Below are 18,159 nucleotides of genomic sequence, written 5' to 3' on the forward strand. Positions count from 1 at the left end.
CGGAGTCCTGGGGAGCCCTGGAGTCGGAATCCCGGAGCCGGGAACGAAGAAGCCCCACAGACCGTTGGCCTGTGGGGCTTCCTTCTTGTGCGCGAGGGGGGATTTGAACCCCCACGTCCCTAAGGACACTGGCACCTGAAGCCAGCGCGTCTGCCGTTCCGCCACTCGCGCAAGAGTGGTGTTTCCAGACTCTCTCACCGCTTGGTGCGATTGCCTGGCGACATGCGGAACATTAGCACGCTGGACAGGGTGGATTCACATCCGTTGTTTGACCGACCGACTGAGGGGAAGCGGGAACGCCGAGCGATCGCCCCCACTCCTCCTCTGTGCACCCCGGGTGCGGGACACTGTGAGGAGGGCGCCTCTACGATCCGTGTGAGAGGTGACACTCATCCACAGGGCAGACAAGGGGAACCAGCCGATTTCCCGACGCGTGGATACGATCAGTAAGCAGTACAGGGACGACAACGACGGAGGAGGTGCCCCATGGGAGTCATGAAGCGTTTCGAGCAGCGTCTCGAAGGTCTGGTCAACGGCACCTTCGCCAAGGTCTTCAAGTCCGAGGTCCAGCCGGTCGAGATCGCGGGAGCCCTCCAGCGCGAGTGCGACAACAACGCAACGATCTGGAACCGCGAGCGGACCGTCGTCCCCAACGACTTCATCGTCGAGCTCAGCACCCCCGACTACGAGCGACTCAGCCCGTACTCGGGCCAGTTGGGCGACGAACTCTCCGGGCTGGTCCGCGACTACGCCAAGCAGCAGCGGTACACCTTCATGGGCCCCATCAAGGTCCACCTGGAGAAGGCCGACGACCTCGACACCGGGCTCTACCGGGTACGCAGCCGCACCCTGGCGTCGAGTTCGTCACAGCAGGACGGCCAGGGCCGCCAAGGACCGCAGGGCCAGCCTCCCTACCCGGGACCGGGCTCCGGCCCCGGCCGGTCCGCGCAGCCCAGCGGCGGCTACGGCTACCCGCCCAGCTCCGCTCCTCCCATGCCCGCGGCCCCGCCGCCGGGCGCCGGAAGGCCCGGAGCATCCAGCACCGACCGGCACCCGCCGGCCGGGCCCAGCCCCCTGCCGAACGCGCAGGTGCGACGCTGGATCGAGATCAACGGCACCCGCCATCAGATCTCCCGCCCGACGCTGGTGCTGGGACGCAGCACCGACGCCGACGTGCGGATCGACGACCCCGGCGTATCCCGTCGGCACTGTGAGATCCGGACCGGAACGCCCTCGACGATCCAGGATCTCGGGTCTACCAACGGCATCGTGGTAGACGGGCAGCACACCACCCGCGCTACGCTCCGCGACGGCTCGCGGATCGTCGTGGGCAGCACCACCATCGTTTACCGGCAAGCCGAAGGGTGAAGCGGGGGCAATGTCAGAGCTGACCCTGACGGTCATGCGGCTAGGTTTCCTGGCTGTTCTGTGGCTGTTCGTGATCGTGGCCGTCCAGGTCATTCGCAGTGACCTGTTCGGAACGCGCGTCACGCAACGCGGCTCACGCCGCACTGCGAACGACGCACGGCCTCCACAGGCACGCCAGAACGCTGCGGCACCGCCGCAGCAACGCCAGCAGCCGAGTCGCCAGCGCCGGGGGGCACCCACGAAGCTGGTCGTCTCCGAGGGCAGCCTCACCGGCACCACGGTGGCGCTCCAGGGGCAGACCATCACGCTGGGCCGGGCGCACGATTCAACGATCGTGCTGGACGACGACTACGCGTCCAGCAGGCATGCCAGGATCTACCCCGACCGTGACGGCCAGTGGATCGTCGAGGATCTCGGGTCCACCAACGGCACGTATCTCGACCGGACCCGGCTCACCACCCCGACACCTGTTCCGCTGGGCGCGCCGATCCGGATCGGCAAGACCGTCATCGAGCTGCGGAAGTAGTACGACAATGAGCGAGCGGAGCGAGCGAGCCGCGGCGGTCCGGGCAACGGACCCCGCCCGGCTCCCGACCGGAGGGTGGGCAGTGTGGCTCGAGACCGGCTGTACCCCGAGCCGACGGGAGAGGTGCGCATGAGTCTTTCCCTGCGCTTCGCCGCCGGATCGCACAAGGGCATGATCCGGGAGGGCAACGAGGACTCCGGCTATGCCGGACCGCGCCTTCTCGCCATCGCCGACGGCATGGGCGGCCAGGCAGCCGGCGAGGTCGCCAGCTCCGAGGTGATCTCCACGCTCGTCCAGCTCGACGACGACGTCCCGGGCTCGGACATCCTCACCTCGCTCGGCACGGCGGTCCAGCGGGCCAACGACCAGCTGCGCATGATGGTCGAGGAGGACCCCCAGCTGGAGGGCATGGGCACCACGCTCACCGCCCTGCTCTGGACCGGCCAGCGCCTCGGCCTCGTCCACGTCGGCGACTCCCGCGCGTACCTGCTGCGCGACGGCGTACTCACCCAGATCACCCAGGACCACACCTGGGTGCAGCGGCTGGTCGACGAGGGCCGGATCACCGAGGAAGAGGCCACCACCCACCCGCAGCGCGCCCTGCTGATGCGCGCACTGGGCAGTGGCGACCACGTCGAACCCGATCTCTCCATCCGTGAGGTCCGGGTCGGCGACCGCTATCTGATCTGCTCCGACGGGCTGTCCGGCGTCGTCTCCCACCAGACGATGGAAGAGACGCTCGCCAGCTACCAGGGCCCGCAGGAGACCATCCAGGAGCTGATCCAGCTCGCCCTGCGCGGCGGCGGCCCCGACAACATCACCTGCATCGTCGCCGACGTCCTCGACGTCGACAGCAACGACACCCTGGCCTCGCAGTTCAACGACACCCCGGTCATCGTCGGTGCGGTCGCCGAGAACCAGGCCGCGCAGATGTCCGCGGCCGAGAGCACGGCCGCCATGCAGACCCCCGCCGGACGGGCAGCCGGCCTCGGCCGCCCCGTGCCGCCGCCCGCGGGAGGCTTCGGCCCGCCCGGAAGCGGCGACGATGTCGGCTACGGCGCGACGCCCGACGGCTCCTTCGACTCCTACACCGACGACGACTTCGTCAAGCCCGGCGGCGGCCGCAAGTGGCTGAAGCGGTCGCTCTACTCCGTGCTGGCGCTCGCCGTCATCGGCGGCGGCCTCTACGGCGGCTACCGCTGGACGCAGAACCAGTTCTACGTGGGCGCGAAGAACGAACACGTCGCGCTGTTCCGCGGCATCAGCCAGGACCTGGCCTGGGTCTCGCTCTCGAAGGTCGAGAAGGACCACCCCGAGATCGAACTCAAGTACCTCCCGGCCTACCAGCGCAAGCAGGTCGAGGCCACCATCGCCGAGGGCGACATCGCCGCCGCCCGCGAGAAGATCGGCGAACTCTCCGTCCAGGCGTCCGCCTGCAGGAAGAACGCCGAACGACGTGCCGCCGAGAAGGCCAGCGCCGACGAGGCCCAGGCACCGGGTACGGATGCCGCCAAGACATCCAGCGGCGCCAAGACGTCCGACGCCGACAAGACCAAGCCGACCAAAACTCCCGCTCCTGGTCCCAGCCTCTCGGAGGAAGAGAAAAAGCTGGTCCCGCAGTGCGGTAAGCAGTAAGCCGTAGGGGGCCTTCAGCACCATGAGCGTTGTCACCAATACGACCACGATCGGCGCGATCGACGCACCGAGCCGCCGCAACACCGAACTGATGCTGATGGTCTTCGCCGTCGCCATCTCGGTGTTCGCCTACGCCAATGTCGGGCTCGCCCTCAACGGCAAGCTGCCCTCCGGCATGCTCGGATACGGGCTCGGACTCGCCCTGCTCGGCGGCATCGGCCACCTCGCCGTCCGCAGATTCGCTCCGTACGCGGACCCGCTGCTGCTGCCGCTGGCGACGCTGCTGAACGGACTGGGACTGGCCATCATCTGGCGTCTGGACCAGTCCGAACGGTTCCAGGCCACCGAGAACTTCGCGCCGGCCGCCTCGAAGCAGCTGCTGTTCTCGGCAGCGGGCATCGCACTGCTGGTCATCGTTCTGCTGGCCCTCAAGGACCATCGCATCCTGCAGCGCTACACCTACATCTCCATGCTGGTGGCGCTGTTCCTCCTGATCCTTCCGATGTTCTTCCCCGCGGTGAACGGCGCCAAGATCTGGATCAAGATCCCCGGCGTCGGCACGATCCAGCCAGGAGAGTTCGCAAAGATCATCATCGCGGTGTTCTTCGCCGGCTACCTCATGGTCAAGCGGGACGCGCTGGCCCTGGCCAGCCGCCGTTTCATGGGCCTCTATCTTCCCCGGGGCCGGGACCTCGGCCCCATCCTCATGGTGTGGGCCTTCTCGATCCTGATCCTGGTCTTCGAGACCGACCTGGGCTCGTCCCTGCTGTTCTTCGGCATGTTCGTCGTGATGCTGTACGTGGCCACCGAACGCACCAGCTGGATCGTCTTCGGTCTGCTGATGTCCGCGGCCGGCGCCGTCGGTGTGGCCACCTTCGAACCCCACGTACAGCAGCGTGTCACCGCCTGGCTGGACCCGTTCGACGGATGGGGCAAGCTGGCCGCCAGCGAGCAGATGGCCAAGTCCCTGATGGCCTTCGGCTCCGGCGGCACCCTCGGCACCGGGCTCGGGCAGGGCAACTCCGACCTGATCGGCTTCGCCGCCAACTCCGACTTCATCCTCGCCACGGTCGGTGAGGAACTGGGCCTCGCCGGAATGATGGCGATCCTCCTCGTCTACGGTCTGATCGTCGAGCGCGGTGTCCGCACCGCCCTCGCCGCCCGCGACCCCTTCGGCAAGCTCCTCGCGATCGGGCTCTCCGGCTCCTTCGCCATTCAGGTCTTCGTCGTCGCCGGCGGTGTCATGGGGCTCATTCCGCTGACCGGTATGACCATGCCGTTCGTCGCGGCGGGCGGTTCGTCGGTGATCGCCAACTGGGCCCTGATCGGCATCCTGCTCCGGATCAGCGACACGGCGCGCCGCCCCGCGCCGGCCCCCGCCCCGTCACCCGACGCCGAGATGACCCAGGTGGTCCGACCGTGAACAAGCCCCTGCGCAGGATTGCGGTCTTCTGCGGGCTGCTCGTCCTCGCTCTCCTGGTCCGTGTCAACTGGCTCCAGTACGTCCGCGCCGACGAGCTCAACGCGAACGAGCACAACCGCCGCGTCCAGATCGAGCGGTACGCCCACGAGCGCGGCAACATCATCGTCGACGGAAACCCCGTCACCGGGTCCGTCGAGACCAAGGGCAGCGACTTCAAGTACAAGCGGGTCTGGAAGAACGGCCCCATGTGGGCCCCCGTCACCGGCTACTCCTCGCAGGCGTTCGACGCCTCGCAGCTGGAGAGCATCGAGGACGGAATCCTCACCGGCAACAGCGACCAGCTGTTCTTCGACCGTACGCTCTCCCTCTTCACCGGCGACAAGAAGACCGGCGGCAACATCGTCACCACCCTCAACGGCGCCGCCCAGAAGGCCGCCTTCAAGGGGCTCGGCAACAAGAAGGGCGCCGTCGCCGCGCTCGACCCGCAGACCGGCGCCATCCTGGCCCTGGTCAGCACCCCCTCGTACGACCCCTCGGTCTTCGCGGGCAACTCCCTCAAGGACGCCGATGCCCGGCAGCAGCTCCTGAAGGACAAGGACAAGCCGATGCTCAACCGGGCATTGCGCGAGACCTACCCGCCCGGCTCGACCTTCAAGGTCGTCACCGCCGCCGCGGCCCTGGAGAACGGGCTGTACCAGGGCATCGACGACAAGACGAACTCCCCGCTGCCGTGGCGGCTCCCGCTGACCACCGGCAACCTCGAGAACGAGGGCAACATCCCGTGCGAGAACGCCTCGCTCCGGGAGGCGCTGCGGTGGTCCTGCAACACCGTCTTCGGCAAGATCAGTGACGATCTCGGCAACCAGAAGATGATCGACGAGGCCAACAAGTTCGGCTTCAACGAGGAGATCTTCACCCCGGTACGCGCCGACGCCAGCGTCTACCCCAAGGACAACCGGCCGCAGAACGCCATGGCCGGCATCGGCCAGGCGTCCAACCGCGCCACCCCGCTCCAGATGGCCATGGTCGCCGCGGCCGTCGCCAACGACGGCAAGCTGATGCAGCCGTACATGGTCGCCCAGCGCCAGGCCCCCAACCTCGACGTGATCTACACCCACGAGAAGGAGCAGTTCAGCCAGCCCCTCTCGGGTGAGAACGCGCAGAAGCTCCAGCAGATGATGGAGACCGTCGTCAAGAACGGCACGGGAACCAACGCCCTCATCGACGGCGTCACTGTCGGCGGCAAGACCGGTACCGCCCAGCACGGCCTGAACAACAGTGAGAACCCGTACGCCTGGTTCATCTCGTACGCGAAGACCGACAGCGGCTCCCCGGTCGCCGTCGCCGTGGTCGTCGAGGACAGCCAGGCCAACCGCGACGACATCTCCGGTGGCGGCCTGGCCGCCCCGATCGCGCGGGACGTGATGAAGGCGGTCATCGACAGCAAGAAGTGACGCCCATCACATCGGGTGCCCTACCTGCACATCGGGATACCGGTCAGGTATCAGGTCCGGACTCCGGGCCGATCAGGTAGTGCGCGGCCGGTAGCGTATGCGCGAGCAGCACACCGCCGGACCACACACCGGTGCGGTCGGGACTGACGGAGAGGGCTGGAACTGTTATGGAAGAGCCGCGTCGCCTCGGCGGCCGGTACGAGCTGGGCTCGGTACTCGGCCGTGGTGGCATGGCCGAGGTCTACCTCGCACACGACACCCGGCTCGGCCGCACCGTAGCCGTGAAGACGCTCCGGGCCGATCTGGCCCGCGATCCGTCCTTCCAGGCCCGGTTCCGCCGTGAGGCCCAGTCCGCCGCCTCGCTCAACCACCCGGCGATCGTCGCCGTCTACGACACCGGCGAGGACTACGTCGACGGGGTCTCCATCCCGTACATCGTGATGGAGTACGTCGACGGGTCGACGCTCAGGGAACTGCTGCACTCCGGCCGCAAGTTGCTGCCCGAGCGCACCCTTGAGATGACCGTCGGCATCCTCCAGGCGCTGGAGTACTCGCACCGCGCCGGCATCGTCCACCGCGACATCAAACCGGCGAACGTCATGCTGACGCGCACCGGTCAGGTCAAGGTCATGGACTTCGGCATCGCCCGCGCCATGGGCGACTCCGGAATGACGATGACGCAGACCGCGGCCGTCATCGGCACCGCCCAGTACCTCTCCCCGGAGCAGGCCAAGGGCGAACAGGTCGACGCGCGTTCCGACCTCTACTCGACCGGCTGTCTGCTCTACGAGCTGCTGACGGTCCGGCCGCCCTTCATCGGGGACTCACCGGTCGCGGTCGCCTACCAGCACGTACGGGAAGAGCCGCAGAAGCCCAGCAACTTCGACCCCGAGATCACGCCCGAAATGGACGCGATCGTGTTGAAGGCCCTGGTCAAGGACCCCGACTACCGCTACCAGTCGGCCGACGAGATGCGCGCCGACATCGAGGCGTGCCTCGACGGCCAGCCGGTCGCCGCCACCGCGTCGATGGGTGCCGCCGGTTACGGCGGCTACAACGGATACGGCAACGACCAGCCGACCACCGCACTGCACGCCGCCGACCAGAACGGCGCACCCACCTCCATGCTGCCCCCGGTCAACCCGGACGACGGCGGCTACGGCTACGACGACCGCCCGGACCGCCGCCGCCAGAAGAAGAGCAACACCTCGACGATCCTGCTGATCGTCGCGGGTGTCCTGGTGCTGATCGGCGCGATCCTGATCGGCAAAGTGGTCTTCAGCAGCAGCGACAGCGACAACAAGGTCGATGTGCCGAACATGGTCGGCTCGACCGTGAAGGAAGCACAGAAACTCGCGGAGCATTCCGACGTCGTCCTGAAGATCGGCTCGCGCGAACCATGCGAGGACCAGCCGAAGGGCATGATCTGCAGCCAGACCCCGAACGTCGGCGAGACGATGGCGAAGAAGGAGACCGTCACGGTCGTCGTCTCCACCGGCGCCCCGAAGGTCGAGGTCCCGGACGTCATAGAGAAGTCCGAGGAGAACGCCCGCAAGAACCTCGAGGACAAGGGCTTTACGGTCAAGGTCGTCTCGGTCGAGTCCGAGAAGACCGAAGGCACGGTCATCAACCAGAACCCCGAGGGCAACTCGAAGGCCGAGAAGAACTCCGAGGTCACGATCACGGTCGCCAAGCAGGCGATGCCGGATCTTCCGGACGTCCGCGGACGGACCGTCGATCAGGCACTGGCGCAGCTCTCCCCCCTCGGTTTCACCAACATCTCCCAGACGCAGGTGGATTCGAGCGAACCTGCGGGTACGGTCATCGACCAGACCCCGGCCGGCCCGAGCAAGCAGGCGAAGGACGTCCAGATCGTCCTGAAGGTCTCCAAGGGCCCGCAGCAGCCGGAACAGACCACGGTTCCCGATCTGCAGGGCAAGACCCTCGGGGAGGCGAAGGCCCTGCTGGCCGGGGCGGGTCTGCAGCTCGGCCAGGTGCAGGGGCCGAATGACGACAACGCGAAGGTCGTCGCCTTCCAGCCCAACACCGGCCAGCAGGTCGACAAGAACAGCGCGGTCAACGTCCAGACCTTGCCGGGCGGCGGAAACGGCAACATCTTCGGCGGCCCGTCCGGCTCGCACCGGAACTGACCCCGGCTCCATCCGATCCCCGAAGGGCCCCGGCCGCCACACGGCGACCGGGGCCCTTCGCCGTGCGCGCCACTGCAGATCCCGACGTACGGCACTCGACGTCGTCATGCTTGTCCGGGACAGCGAAGTCGCACGTCAGGTATGTGCATACCTGCTCGGCACGGAGTACGCGGCACGGACTTTCCCCGTGAACATCTCCGTCCACGGGGAAACCGATGCCCTCGGCGAGCGCTTCGACCGCCACGTCGCACATATCCTCGGCAAGACCGTCGTCCCCATGCTCAACGCCCTTGAGACGCCCTCGAGCTCCTCGGCGCCTCCGTGGTCCAGCGCGGGCCGATGTCGTTCTCTTCGTCGCCACGACCGCCGTCGCACCCGACGCGCGCGCCATCTCCGGGACCCGTGGCATCACCCTCGTCGACCGCGCTCACCCGGAAAAGTGGAGCGCCGGAGTACTGCTCCCGATCCTGAAACAGCCGGAGCCGGACGGAGAAGGCCCGAAGTCGCGAGGACTGGTCGCGACTTCGGGCCGGGCTCATCGGATCAGCTAGCGCAGCTCCGCCGGCTTCGTGCGGTCCTTGTCCACCTTCTCCGTGCGTACCAGCTCGCCCCACACGATGTAGCGGTACTTCGACGTGTAGACCGGCGTGCAGGTCGTCAGCGTGATGTAGCGGCCGGGCTTCTTCGTGCCCGATCCCTTCGGTACCGGCTGCAGAACGTCGACGTTGTACTTCGACGTCTCGGGAAGCTCCTTGAAGACCTTGTAGACGTACCAGGTGTCCCTGGTCTCGAAGACGACCGCGTCCCCGGTCTTCACCTTGTCGATGTTGTGGAACTTGGCGCCGTGCCCGTCGCGGTGCGCGGCCAGGGTGAAGTTGCCCTTCTCGTCCCACGGGAGGGCCGACTTCACCGGGTCCGTGTAGTAGCCAGCGATGCCGTTGTTGAGGTTCTCGGTGTCGGTGCCCTTCTTGACCAGCACCTCGCCGTTCTTCATCGACGGAACGTGCAGGAAGCCGATGCCGTCCTTCGTGTCCAGCGCCCCCGGTCCGCCTTCCCAGCGGTCGCGGACGGTGTGGCCCTGCTTGGTGGCCTCGCGGTCGGCGAGCACATTCGTCCACCAGAGGGAGTAGACGACGAAGAGTCCCAGCACCAGGCCCGCGGTGATCAGCAGTTCACCGAAGACACTGACCACGGTCGCGACGGGATGGCGGCCCCGGCGCCGGGGCGGGGGCGCGGATTCTCCGGTTCGCTCTTCGTGCTCGGTCCTCGCTGTCACCGCACCCGTCCCTGTCGTGATGATGATTCAGCCCACGAGCGCGTCGGGCTTCCCCTTGCTGCGCGGTCGTTCGTCAACCATCTTGCCCCAGACGATCAAACGGTACGTACTCGTGAATTCCGGCGTACAGGTCGTCAGAGTGATGTATCGGCCCGGCCCGGTGAACCCGGAACCCTGCGGAACGGGATTGATCACCGAGACGTTGGACGGCGAGGTCTGAGGCAGGGTCTTCGTCGTCTTGTACGTGTAGTACGCGTCCTGCGTCTCGACCACGATCAGGTCGCCGGGATTCAGCCGGTTGATGTAGCGGAACGGCTCCCCGTGCGTGTTGCGGTGACCGGCCAGGGCGAAATTGCCCTGCTTGGCCGACGGCATCGCGGTGCGGAGCGCGCCCTCTCCGTAGTGACCGACCATGCCCCGGTCGAGGACCTTCTCCTTGCTGATGCCCTCGGCGATCGGAGCGACCACGTCCAGTTTGGGGATGTGGATGATGGCGAACCCCTGCCCCGCTTCGAACACTCCGGGGTTGCGGTCGCCCTTCGCCCAGTCGTCCTGGATCTTGTGCGTCTCCTTGCCGGCGTACTGGTCGGCGCGCACATTCGTCCACCACAGCTGGTACGTGACGAACAGCAGCATCAGCACACCGAACGTGATGAACAGCTCTCCGGTGACCCGGCTGGCCACCACGGCCGGACTGTCCTTGGCCGCGCGCGCCGCGCGCCGCGCCTCGACGCGTGACATCGGCTTGTCGGCCTGCGCGGCAGCCGGGGCCGCGGTGTCCGGCCGCTGTTCGACACGGCGGCGGCCCCGCCCCTTGGCGGCGCGGCGACGTTCGGCGCGGCCTCCGGTGCGCGGTTCCGGATCGGTGCCTTCGGAGTCCGGTTCCGCGTCCGGTCGGGATTCCCGGAATCCCTCCGCACCGCCCGCCGGATCCGGCTCAAGGCCCGTCCGCAGGCCGATCGTCTGGTCGTCGGGTGGCAGGGGAGGAGGTGCGGGCCGCACCCTGGGCTCCGGGACAGGGGCCGGTACGGGGGCCGGAGCGGGCGCCTGCTGCCCGTACCAGTCCCGTTCGAACCCCTCGGGGTCATACCACTCCCGCGGAGCCTCCTCGGGGCTCTGTGGCCCCTGTGGCGCCTGCGTCTGTGCCTGTACCTGTGCCGGACGCTCCGCCTGTGCCCCGGACGCCTCGGCCGGGATGCTGTCCGCCCTGAACCACGGCGAGGCGTGCCGCCCCGGCAGCGGATCGTTCAACGGGTCCGCCAGCCGGTCGACCGCCGCCTCGAACGCGCCTGCGGCCTCGTACGCTCCTTGCTCGTACGGGCCGTCCTGTCCGGCGTCGTGTTCGGGGCGGAGTGCGGTCACGCGACGGCCTTGCCCACCACCGGCGCGAGCCCCGCCGATCTCGCGACGGCCCCCGTGTCACCGCACTGTGCCAGCCAGTTGGCCAGCATCAGGTGCCCGTACTCGGTCAGCACCGACTCCGGGTGGAACTGCACACCCTCCACCGGCAGTTCGCGGTGGCGCAGCCCCATGATGATGCCGTCGGCGGTCCGCGCCGTCACCTCCAGCTCCGCCGGGACGGTGTCCGGTTCGGCGGCGAGCGAGTGGTAGCGGGTCGCGGTGAACGGGGACGGCAGGCCGGCGAAGACCCCCGCTCCCTCATGGATCACCGGCGAGGTCTTGCCGTGCAGCAGCTCCGGGGCACGGTCCACCACGCCGCCGTACGCCACCGCCATCGACTGCATGCCCAGGCAGACCCCGAAGACCGGGACGCCCGTCGCCGCGCAGTGACGCACCATCTCGACGCAGACGCCCGCCTGCTCCGGGGTGCCGGGACCGGGCGACAGCAGGACGCCGTCGAAGCCGTCCTGGGCGTGCGCCGTGGTCACCTCGTCGTTGCGCAGCACTTCGCATTCGGCGCCGAGCTGGTAGAGGTACTGGACGAGGTTGAAGACAAAGCTGTCGTAGTTGTCCACGACGAGAATGCGGGCACTCACTGGCCGCCCCCCGTTCCGGTCGAGCCGTCCACCGTCACATCACCGAACGGAAGCAGCGGCTCCGCCCACGGGAAGACGTACTGGAAAAGCGCGTAGACGACGGCCAGCACCAGCACGAGCGAGATGAGCGCACGCACCCATGCGTTGCCCGGCAGATGCCGCCAGATCCAGCCGTACATGCTGTCCCCTCCATTCGGTACGGGACCAGACTAAAGGGCGGGGGCAGAAGCGTGGGTCAGCTGTGGAAAGCTGCCGGCCTGCCTTTGGTCACGGGCTGGGTCGCGTCGAGGTGCGCCCAGGCGATCAGCCGGTGACTGCTGCCCCATTCGGGGTCGCAGGTGGTCAGCGTCAGATAGCGGCCCGGCCCGTCGAAGCCGGACTTGCGGGGTACGGGGTCGATGACCCCGATGTCGCTCGGCACCGTCCGGTAGGGCTTCTTGTCGATGCGGTACGTGAACCACGTCGTCCCGTCCGTCAGCACCACCGCGTCGCCCGGACGCAGCTTCGGGAAGTCCTTGAACGGATCCCCGTAGGTACGGCGGTGTCCGGCCACCGCGAAATTGCCGGTCGCACCGAGGCGGGCGGTCCCTGTGTAGTGACCGAGGCCCTTCTGCAAGGTCCTGACCTCGGTGTTCTCCAGGACGGGCCACTCCCAGCCCTTGCCGAAGCGAGGTATGTACAGCATCGCGAACGGCTTGCCGTCCCGGTACGCGGCGGAGGCGGGAGGCTCTTCCGGGGACCCCGACGGTTTCGATGCCCCCGACGCCTTCGACGGATTCGGCGTCGGAGAGGCCTGCGGCCCCGGAGCGGACACCGCCCCCTGTGCCCACCGGCTGCGCAGGGAGTCGATCTGCCCCTCGGTGGCGTCGGCCGCCTGCACTCCGGTCCAGAACAGCACGTACACCACAAAGAGCACGATCAGGGCACCGACGGTGATGAAGAGTTCGCTGAGCGTCCTGACGATCAGTCGCACCGACACCTGGCCGGCCTCCCCACAACCGCTCGCTACTGCTTCACCGGCTCCGCATAGTGGAGGTCCACTGTGCCCGAGTAGCCGGGAAGAGTCACCGCCTTGTGCTCGTCGACTTTCCAGCCGAGCCCGTACGCCTTCACGTACAGCAGGTAGTTGCTGATCGCCGGGGAGTTGTTGAGCGCCTGCTTGAGCTTGCCCGGGTCGCCGACCGCGGTGATCTTGTACGGCGGGGAGTAGACCCGGCCCTGGAGGATCAGGGTGTTGCCGACGCAGCGCACCGCGCTGGTGGAGATCAGCCGCTGGTCCATGACCTGGATGCCCCGGGCACCGCCCTGCCAGAGGGCATTGACGACCGCCTGCAGGTCCTGCTGGTGGATGACCAGGTCATTGGGTTGCGGGTCGGGGTAGCCGGGGTTGGCGGTGGCGTTGGGCGGGGCGTCGTCGAGCGTGACGCTCACCGAGCGGCCGGTGAGCTTCGTGGTGCCGCCGTCCCGCTCCAGCTCCTTGAGCCGGGCGTCCTCCGCCTCGGTGCTGCCGTCGTCCCGCCGGACGAGGGCGTCGATGTCCTTGCGCACGGCCGCGGTGGTCTCGTCCAGCTGGGCGTTCTTGTTGCTGCGCTGCTGGATGAGGTCGGAGAGCTTCAGCAGCGAGGAGTCGGTGCGGATGTTGGTGCCCTTGGCCGTGTTGGCGCTGGTGACGAAGATCAGCCCGGCGAGCGCGAAGACGGCAGCGGTGAGCACACGGGCCGGGTTCCGGAAGGTACGCCGGACGGGCCCTTGGGGGGAGTCGGCAGAATTGCTCAACGTACCCTTATCTCCTTCGGCGCCAGGGAAGCACTACGCTAACGGACGCCCGTGGGAGGCAGCATTCCCCCTCGAGCCCGCCCCGGCGCCAGCCACAGTTCCCTGCGCGGTCACGCAGCGCATCGACAGGAGAGTTCCTCGTGCCGAAGTCACGTATCCGCAAGAAGGCCGACTTCACGCCCCCTCCGGCGAAGCAGGCAACCAACATAAAGCTGACCAGCCGCAGCTGGGTGGCGCCGGTGATGCTGGCGCTCTTCCTGATCGGTCTGGCCTGGATCGTCGTCTTCTATGTGACCGACGGTGACCTGCCGATCAAGGACCTGGGGAACTGGAACATCGTCGTCGGCTTCGGCTTCATCGCCGGCGGCTTCGGTGTCTCCACTCAGTGGAAGTAGTACCGCGGCACTCGTAGGTGCACAGCGGGACCCCGTCCCGCAAGCCTTGCCCCGAGTTACCCACAGCGTTATCCACAGGCGGGGGAAAAGGTCAGACGATCTGTGGATAACTCCCTGACGGTTGACGCCGATGTGACTGCAGCCTCCCCCATCGGGGGATGGCACGCCCCTTGTCCTGGCTGGAAAAACCCAGCTCAGCGACAAGGGGCACAGTTGTTCCCACAGAATGCACAAGATCCGGCACCCGCTGTGGACAACTACGGCTGTGGGCGACCGCCCCGGGGGCAATGCCCGCTCAGGTCAGCGCGGCCGTTCTGGCGACGACCACGAGGATCACGGCCGCCAGGACCAGGGCGCAGGTGCCGTACTGCACCAGTGCGCGCCGCTCGCGGGGTGCGTGGACCATGCCGATCGCGATCAGCGTGCCCGCGATCAGGCCGCCGACATGTGCCTGCCAGGCGATTCCGCCCCAGGGGTTGAAGGTGATGACCAGGTTCACCGCGAGCAGCGCGAAGACCGGGCGCATGTCGTAGTTGAGCCGGCGCATGAGGACGGCGGTGGCGCCCAGCAGTCCGAAGATCGCCCCGGAGGCTCCGAGCGAGCCCTGCACGGGCGCGGAGAGCCAGTAGGTGAGGGCACTGCCGGCCAGGCCGGAGATCATGTAGAGCGTGAGATAGCGGGCGCGGCCGAGCGCCGCTTCCAGCGGACCGCCGAGCCACCACAGCCCCAGCATGTTGAACGCGATGTGCCACACCTCCTGGTGCAGGAACATCGACGTCACCAGTCGGTACCACTGCCCCTCCGCGACGCCTTCGAGCGGACCGCCGTAGTGGGTCGTGGCACGGCCGAGCATCATCAGCTCGTCGACCAGCGCGGTGCCCCTCGCCAGCACCGCCAGGTACACCGCGACATTGATGCCGAGCAGGATCTTGGTGACGAGGCGGGGATCGGCGGTGAGGGTGCCGCCCGCGACGGTGCGCGGCTGACTGGCGGCCGGGCCGTGTCCCGTACCCGATCCCTGGCGTACGCAGTCCGGGCACTGGAAGCCGACCGAGGCACTGATCATGCACTCGGGGCAGATCGGGCGCTCGCAGCGGGTGCAGCGGATGTTCGCCTCGCGACCGGGGTGGCGGTAGCAGCTGAGCGAGCCGTCCGCGGCGGCCGGCCGGTCCGTGCCTCCCGGCGGCTGCCGGTCCATCGGTCCCATCGCTTCCAGGTCCCTTCGGTCCTCGTCATGACGGACACGGGCACGCACAACGCCGCCCTGCTCGTCCGCTATGTATCAGTACGGACGGGCAGGGCGGTTGGTTCCCGAACGGACGATCAGCGTGTGACCGACCGATGACCTCAGGTGATCAACGGGTCTCGACGACGACCGACTCGATCACGACGTCCTGCACCGGGCGGTCGGTGCGGGCGTTGGTCGGCTTGGCGGCGATGGCGTCCACGACCTTCTTGCTGGCCTCGTCGGTGACCTCGCCGAAGATGGTGTGCTTGCCGGTCAGCCAGGCGGTCGGCGAAACGGTCACGAAGAACTGCGAGCCGTTGGTGCCCGGACCCGCGTTGGCCATGGCCAGCAGATACGGCTTGTTGAAGCTGAGGTCGGGGTGGAACTCGTCCGCGAACTCGTACCCCGGGCCACCGGTGCCGTTGCCCAGCGGGTCGCCGCCCTGGATCATGAAGCCGCTGATGACGCGGTGGAAGACGGTGCCGTCGTACAGCTTGTCCGTCGACTTCTTACCGGTCTCGGGATGCGTCCACTCACGCTCGCCCTTGGCGAGCTCCACGAAGTTCTTGACCGTCTTGGGGGCGTGGTTCGGCAGGAGCCGGATCTCGATGTCGCCCTGGTTGGTCTTCAAGGTGGCGTAAAGCTGCTCGGCCACGATCTGCCTTCCGTAAGTCTTCAGTGACGTCCGACGATCCTCGCACGGACGTCGCGTCCCGGCCGTTCCGCCGCCGTCGGCGAACGCGTGGCGCTCACATCCTCCGCACCGTCGCGAGCTCGGCGCGGAGCCACCGCTTCCGTGCCGCTCCCCGCAGGAACAAATGCGGCCAAGTGCGTGACGCAGCGGCGCGGGCTGGAGCGAACCGTGGCATTGTCGTCGGCAAGCTCCCCTTGCACCGCATTGCCCGCAGGTGTCACTCATGACCTGAATGACCCGGATGCCCGCCCCGCATGCCGTACAGGGCTCCGGGGGGCATGATCTCGAAATGGGTGGAAAGGCGGAGTGTCTACCCGCCACCAAGGAGGAGGATCCCGTGACCCGCATCGACAGCGTGCGCGCCGCAACCGACTCGGCGAAGGACAGCGTGCAGCACGCCGCGGAAGTGGTGGCGCCCTACGCCGACACGGCCAAGGACCAGGCCGCACATCTCGCGCACGAAGCCCGCACGCGGCTCGCGCCGAAGATGTCCAAGGCGGCCCAGCAGGCCCGCGTCCAGTACGACGCGCATCTGGCACCACGTATCGAACTGGCCCTCACCCATGTGCCGCCCAAGGTCGACGAGGCCGGCCGGCGCGCCGCCCTCCACACCCGCCGGGCAGCCCGCAGCGCCGCGGACTTCACGGTGCCTCGGGTCGAGCACGCGATGGCCGTCGCCCAGCCCGTGGCCGAGGAGGCCACGGCCCGCAGCGCCGCCGCGCTGGCCGCACTGCGCAGCACGGTCACGGCGGCGGAGATCCGGCAGCTGGCCAGAAAGCACGAACGGCGGGCGAAGGCCGGGCGGCTGTTCAAGGGGCTCGTCGTGGCCGGCCTCGTGGCGGGCGGCGCCTACGCCGCCTGGCGGTGGTGGGACAAGCAGGCCAACCCCGACTGGCTGGTCGAACCGCCCGCCGCCACGGAGGTCTCCGACCGTGCCCCGCTGACCTCGGTCGACGGCAGCGGCCCGACCTCGCTCGACCCCGACTTCCGGGCCGACCGGGACGAGTCGGAAACCGACGGCCCGGAGGGCCCGGACGGCACCGGACCGGACGAGCGCCGCTGAACCGGCTCCCGGACGACCGCCGCCGAACAGGCGACGACAGCACGTAAAACCCCCTCCGACCGTGTATGTACCGGCCGGAGGGGGTTTGTGTGTGCCCAGGCATGCGCCCGTCTCCAGGTCGGCCGCGGCATCCGGCACACCGCACCGGGCGTGATCGTTCAGGCGGGCGGCGCCCCTCGCAGGTGGCACATGAGGTGCTCGAGTGCGTGCCGGCTCTCGGCGGCCTCTCCGTCGCCGAGTGGGTGGAGAACGAGGTCCGCCCGGGGAAGGCGCAGGGGGCCAAGGAATCCCCCAGGACCGGCGGGCACGGACGCTCCCACCGACGGGCATGGAAAAACACCCTCCGAAACCGCGTTTTCGCAGGTCAGAGGGTGTTCATCATGTGGAGCCTAGGAGATTCGAACTCCTGACATCTGCCTTGCAAAGGCAGCGCTCTACCAACTGAGCTAAGGCCCCGAAAGACGACAGCTCCGGACGCTTCAGCGTCTTGGCCACCGCCGCAGACCAGAGTACCGGGTACTCCCCGGAATCCTGCAAAAAGATGGGGTCTCCCGGTAGGCGACCACTCTCCGTAAGATGCTCGGCGAGGTTCGCAGCAGCGAAGCCGCAGCGAAGGGGAGACGCCATGGACGCAGCGCAGCAAGAGGCAACGGCAAGGGCCAGGGAGCTTCAGCGCAGTTGGTACGGAGAGCCTCTCGGAGCGCTCTTCCGCCGGCTGATCGATGATCTCGGCCTGAACCAGGCCCGGCTCGCCGCTGTCCTCGGGCTGTCCGCCCCCATGCTCTCCCAGCTGATGAGCGGCCAGCGGGCGAAGATCGGCAATCCCGCGGTCGTCCAGCGCGTCCAGGCGCTCCAGGAGCTGGCCGGACAGGTCGCGGACGGCAGCGTCAGCGCGGGTGAGGCCACCGACCGCATGGAAGAGATCAAGAAGTCCCAGGGCGGCTCCGTCCTCACCGGCACCGGCCAGACCTCGACCACCGGCGGCGCCCCCACCGTCCGACGCGTGGTCCGCGAGATCCAGTCGCTGCTGCGGTCGGTCGCGGCCGCCGGTGACATCATCGATGCCGCCGACTCCCTCGCCCCGACCCACCCGGAACTGGCAGAGTTCCTCAAGGTGTACGGCGCGGGTCGCACCGCGGACGCGGTGGCGCACTACGAGGGGCACCAGAGCTAG

The 18,159-nt window shown here is 68.1% G+C and carries 17 protein-coding genes and 2 tRNA genes; 9 read left to right on the forward strand and 10 right to left on the reverse strand.

Annotated elements, in window-relative coordinates:
* Nucleotides 1-88: 88 nt before the first annotated feature.
* Nucleotides 89-171: transfer RNA gene (locus tag AB0D53_RS06970), tRNA-Leu, on the reverse strand.
* Between the two features lie 315 nt (nucleotides 172-486).
* Here AB0D53_RS06970 and AB0D53_RS06975 point away from each other — a divergent pair.
* From AB0D53_RS06975 to pknB, 6 genes are all read left to right on the forward strand, one after another.
* Entirely contained in the window at nucleotides 487-1,368 is an 882-nt protein-coding gene (locus tag AB0D53_RS06975; protein WP_362441254.1) for a DUF3662 and FHA domain-containing protein, read from the forward strand.
* Between the two features lie 10 nt (nucleotides 1,369-1,378).
* Entirely contained in the window at nucleotides 1,379-1,894 is a 516-nt protein-coding gene (locus AB0D53_RS06980; protein WP_329820103.1) for an FHA domain-containing protein, read from the forward strand.
* 129 nt (nucleotides 1,895-2,023) lie between these two features.
* Nucleotides 2,024-3,529: a Stp1/IreP family PP2C-type Ser/Thr phosphatase gene (locus AB0D53_RS06985; protein ID WP_362441258.1), complete on the forward strand. Its 1,506-nt coding sequence runs from the start codon at nucleotides 2,024-2,026 to the stop codon at nucleotides 3,527-3,529.
* Nucleotides 3,530-3,551: 22 nt separating this feature from the next.
* Nucleotides 3,552-4,952, forward strand: coding sequence for an FtsW/RodA/SpoVE family cell cycle protein (locus tag AB0D53_RS06990; RefSeq protein WP_329820101.1), 1,401 nt, complete (start codon nucleotides 3,552-3,554; stop codon nucleotides 4,950-4,952).
* Complete coding sequence (locus AB0D53_RS06995) at nucleotides 4,949-6,406, forward strand: penicillin-binding transpeptidase domain-containing protein (protein WP_362441262.1); 1,458 nt, start codon at nucleotides 4,949-4,951, stop codon at nucleotides 6,404-6,406. Before AB0D53_RS06990 ends, AB0D53_RS06995 begins: the two co-directional genes overlap by 4 nt.
* Nucleotides 6,407-6,573: 167 nt before the next feature.
* Nucleotides 6,574-8,556 carry a Stk1 family PASTA domain-containing Ser/Thr kinase gene (pknB, locus tag AB0D53_RS07000; protein ID WP_362441265.1) on the forward strand — a complete coding sequence of 661 codons (1,983 nt, stop codon included), beginning with the start codon at nucleotides 6,574-6,576 and terminating at the stop codon, nucleotides 8,554-8,556.
* Between the two features lie 547 nt (nucleotides 8,557-9,103).
* Here pknB and AB0D53_RS07005 read toward each other — a convergent pair.
* From AB0D53_RS07005 to AB0D53_RS07030, 6 genes are read right to left on the reverse strand one after another with little or no spacing between them, the layout of a single operon-like run.
* On the reverse strand, nucleotides 9,104-9,832 hold the full coding sequence (locus AB0D53_RS07005; RefSeq protein WP_362441268.1) for a class E sortase: 729 nt from the start codon (nucleotides 9,830-9,832) through the stop codon (nucleotides 9,104-9,106).
* A gap of 27 nt (nucleotides 9,833-9,859) precedes the next feature.
* Nucleotides 9,860-11,194 carry a class E sortase gene (locus AB0D53_RS07010; protein ID WP_362441271.1) on the reverse strand — a complete coding sequence of 445 codons (1,335 nt, stop codon included), beginning with the start codon at nucleotides 11,192-11,194 and terminating at the stop codon, nucleotides 9,860-9,862.
* On the reverse strand, nucleotides 11,191-11,829 hold the full coding sequence (locus AB0D53_RS07015) for an aminodeoxychorismate/anthranilate synthase component II (RefSeq protein ID WP_362441274.1): 639 nt from the start codon (nucleotides 11,827-11,829) through the stop codon (nucleotides 11,191-11,193). Before AB0D53_RS07015 ends, AB0D53_RS07010 begins: the two co-directional genes overlap by 4 nt.
* Entirely contained in the window at nucleotides 11,826-12,008 is a 183-nt protein-coding gene (locus AB0D53_RS07020; RefSeq protein ID WP_093548079.1) for a hypothetical protein, read from the reverse strand. The genes AB0D53_RS07015 and AB0D53_RS07020 overlap by 4 nt, the downstream gene beginning before the upstream one ends.
* 56 nt (nucleotides 12,009-12,064) lie before the next feature.
* Entirely contained in the window at nucleotides 12,065-12,808 is a 744-nt protein-coding gene (locus tag AB0D53_RS07025; protein ID WP_362441277.1) for a class E sortase, read from the reverse strand.
* Nucleotides 12,809-12,834: 26 nt separating this feature from the next.
* Entirely contained in the window at nucleotides 12,835-13,605 is a 771-nt protein-coding gene (locus AB0D53_RS07030; protein WP_362441280.1) for a DUF881 domain-containing protein, read from the reverse strand.
* A 140-nt stretch (nucleotides 13,606-13,745) separates the two neighbouring features.
* On the opposite strand from AB0D53_RS07030, the gene crgA reads away from it, so the two are divergent.
* Nucleotides 13,746-14,000 carry a cell division protein CrgA gene (crgA, locus tag AB0D53_RS07035; protein WP_093548084.1) on the forward strand — a complete coding sequence of 85 codons (255 nt, stop codon included), beginning with the start codon at nucleotides 13,746-13,748 and terminating at the stop codon, nucleotides 13,998-14,000.
* Between the two features lie 295 nt (nucleotides 14,001-14,295).
* On the opposite strand, the gene AB0D53_RS07040 is transcribed toward crgA, so the two are convergent.
* Both AB0D53_RS07040 and AB0D53_RS07045 read right to left on the reverse strand, forming a co-directional pair.
* Nucleotides 14,296-15,198, reverse strand: coding sequence for a rhomboid family intramembrane serine protease (locus AB0D53_RS07040; RefSeq protein ID WP_362441976.1), 903 nt, complete (start codon nucleotides 15,196-15,198; stop codon nucleotides 14,296-14,298).
* A gap of 157 nt (nucleotides 15,199-15,355) precedes the next feature.
* Complete coding sequence (locus AB0D53_RS07045) at nucleotides 15,356-15,883, reverse strand: peptidylprolyl isomerase (protein ID WP_362441283.1); 528 nt, start codon at nucleotides 15,881-15,883, stop codon at nucleotides 15,356-15,358.
* A 376-nt stretch (nucleotides 15,884-16,259) separates the two neighbouring features.
* Here AB0D53_RS07045 and AB0D53_RS07050 point away from each other — a divergent pair, with 376 nt between their 5' ends.
* Nucleotides 16,260-16,985 (forward strand): DUF5324 family protein, encoded by a 726-nt coding sequence (locus tag AB0D53_RS07050; protein ID WP_362441286.1) that lies wholly within the window; start codon nucleotides 16,260-16,262, stop codon nucleotides 16,983-16,985.
* Nucleotides 16,986-17,368: 383 nt separating this feature from the next.
* On the opposite strand, the gene AB0D53_RS07055 is transcribed toward AB0D53_RS07050, so the two are convergent.
* Nucleotides 17,369-17,441, reverse strand: a tRNA-Ala gene (locus AB0D53_RS07055).
* Between the two features lie 169 nt (nucleotides 17,442-17,610).
* Here AB0D53_RS07055 and AB0D53_RS07060 point away from each other — a divergent pair.
* The gene (locus AB0D53_RS07060) at nucleotides 17,611-18,159 is read left to right on the forward strand and encodes a DNA-binding protein (protein ID WP_189543011.1); all 549 of its coding nucleotides are present in this window, start codon (nucleotides 17,611-17,613) and stop codon (nucleotides 18,157-18,159) included.

It is taken from the genome of Streptomyces sp. NPDC048295 (assembly GCF_040652135.1).
In the GTDB taxonomy this organism is placed as follows: domain Bacteria; phylum Actinomycetota; class Actinomycetes; order Streptomycetales; family Streptomycetaceae; genus Streptomyces.

Excerpts from the sequence above, each read along its gene's own strand:
- AB0D53_RS06975 (WP_362441254.1), top strand. The coding sequence starts at position 487 with ATGGGAGTCATGAAGCGTTTCGAGCAGCGTCTCGAAGGTCTGGTCAAC.
- AB0D53_RS06980 (WP_329820103.1), top strand. The coding sequence starts at position 1,379 with ATGTCAGAGCTGACCCTGACGGTCATGCGGCTAGGTTTCCTGGCTGTT.
- AB0D53_RS06985 (WP_362441258.1), top strand. The coding sequence starts at position 2,024 with ATGAGTCTTTCCCTGCGCTTCGCCGCCGGATCGCACAAGGGCATGATC.
- AB0D53_RS06990 (WP_329820101.1), top strand. The coding sequence starts at position 3,552 with ATGAGCGTTGTCACCAATACGACCACGATCGGCGCGATCGACGCACCG.
- pknB (WP_362441265.1), top strand. The coding sequence starts at position 6,574 with ATGGAAGAGCCGCGTCGCCTCGGCGGCCGGTACGAGCTGGGCTCGGTA.
- AB0D53_RS07020 (WP_093548079.1), bottom strand. The coding sequence starts at position 12,008 with ATGTACGGCTGGATCTGGCGGCATCTGCCGGGCAACGCATGGGTGCGT.
- AB0D53_RS07040 (WP_362441976.1), bottom strand. The coding sequence starts at position 15,198 with ATGGACCGGCAGCCGCCGGGAGGCACGGACCGGCCGGCCGCCGCGGAC.
- AB0D53_RS07060 (WP_189543011.1), top strand. The coding sequence starts at position 17,611 with ATGGACGCAGCGCAGCAAGAGGCAACGGCAAGGGCCAGGGAGCTTCAG.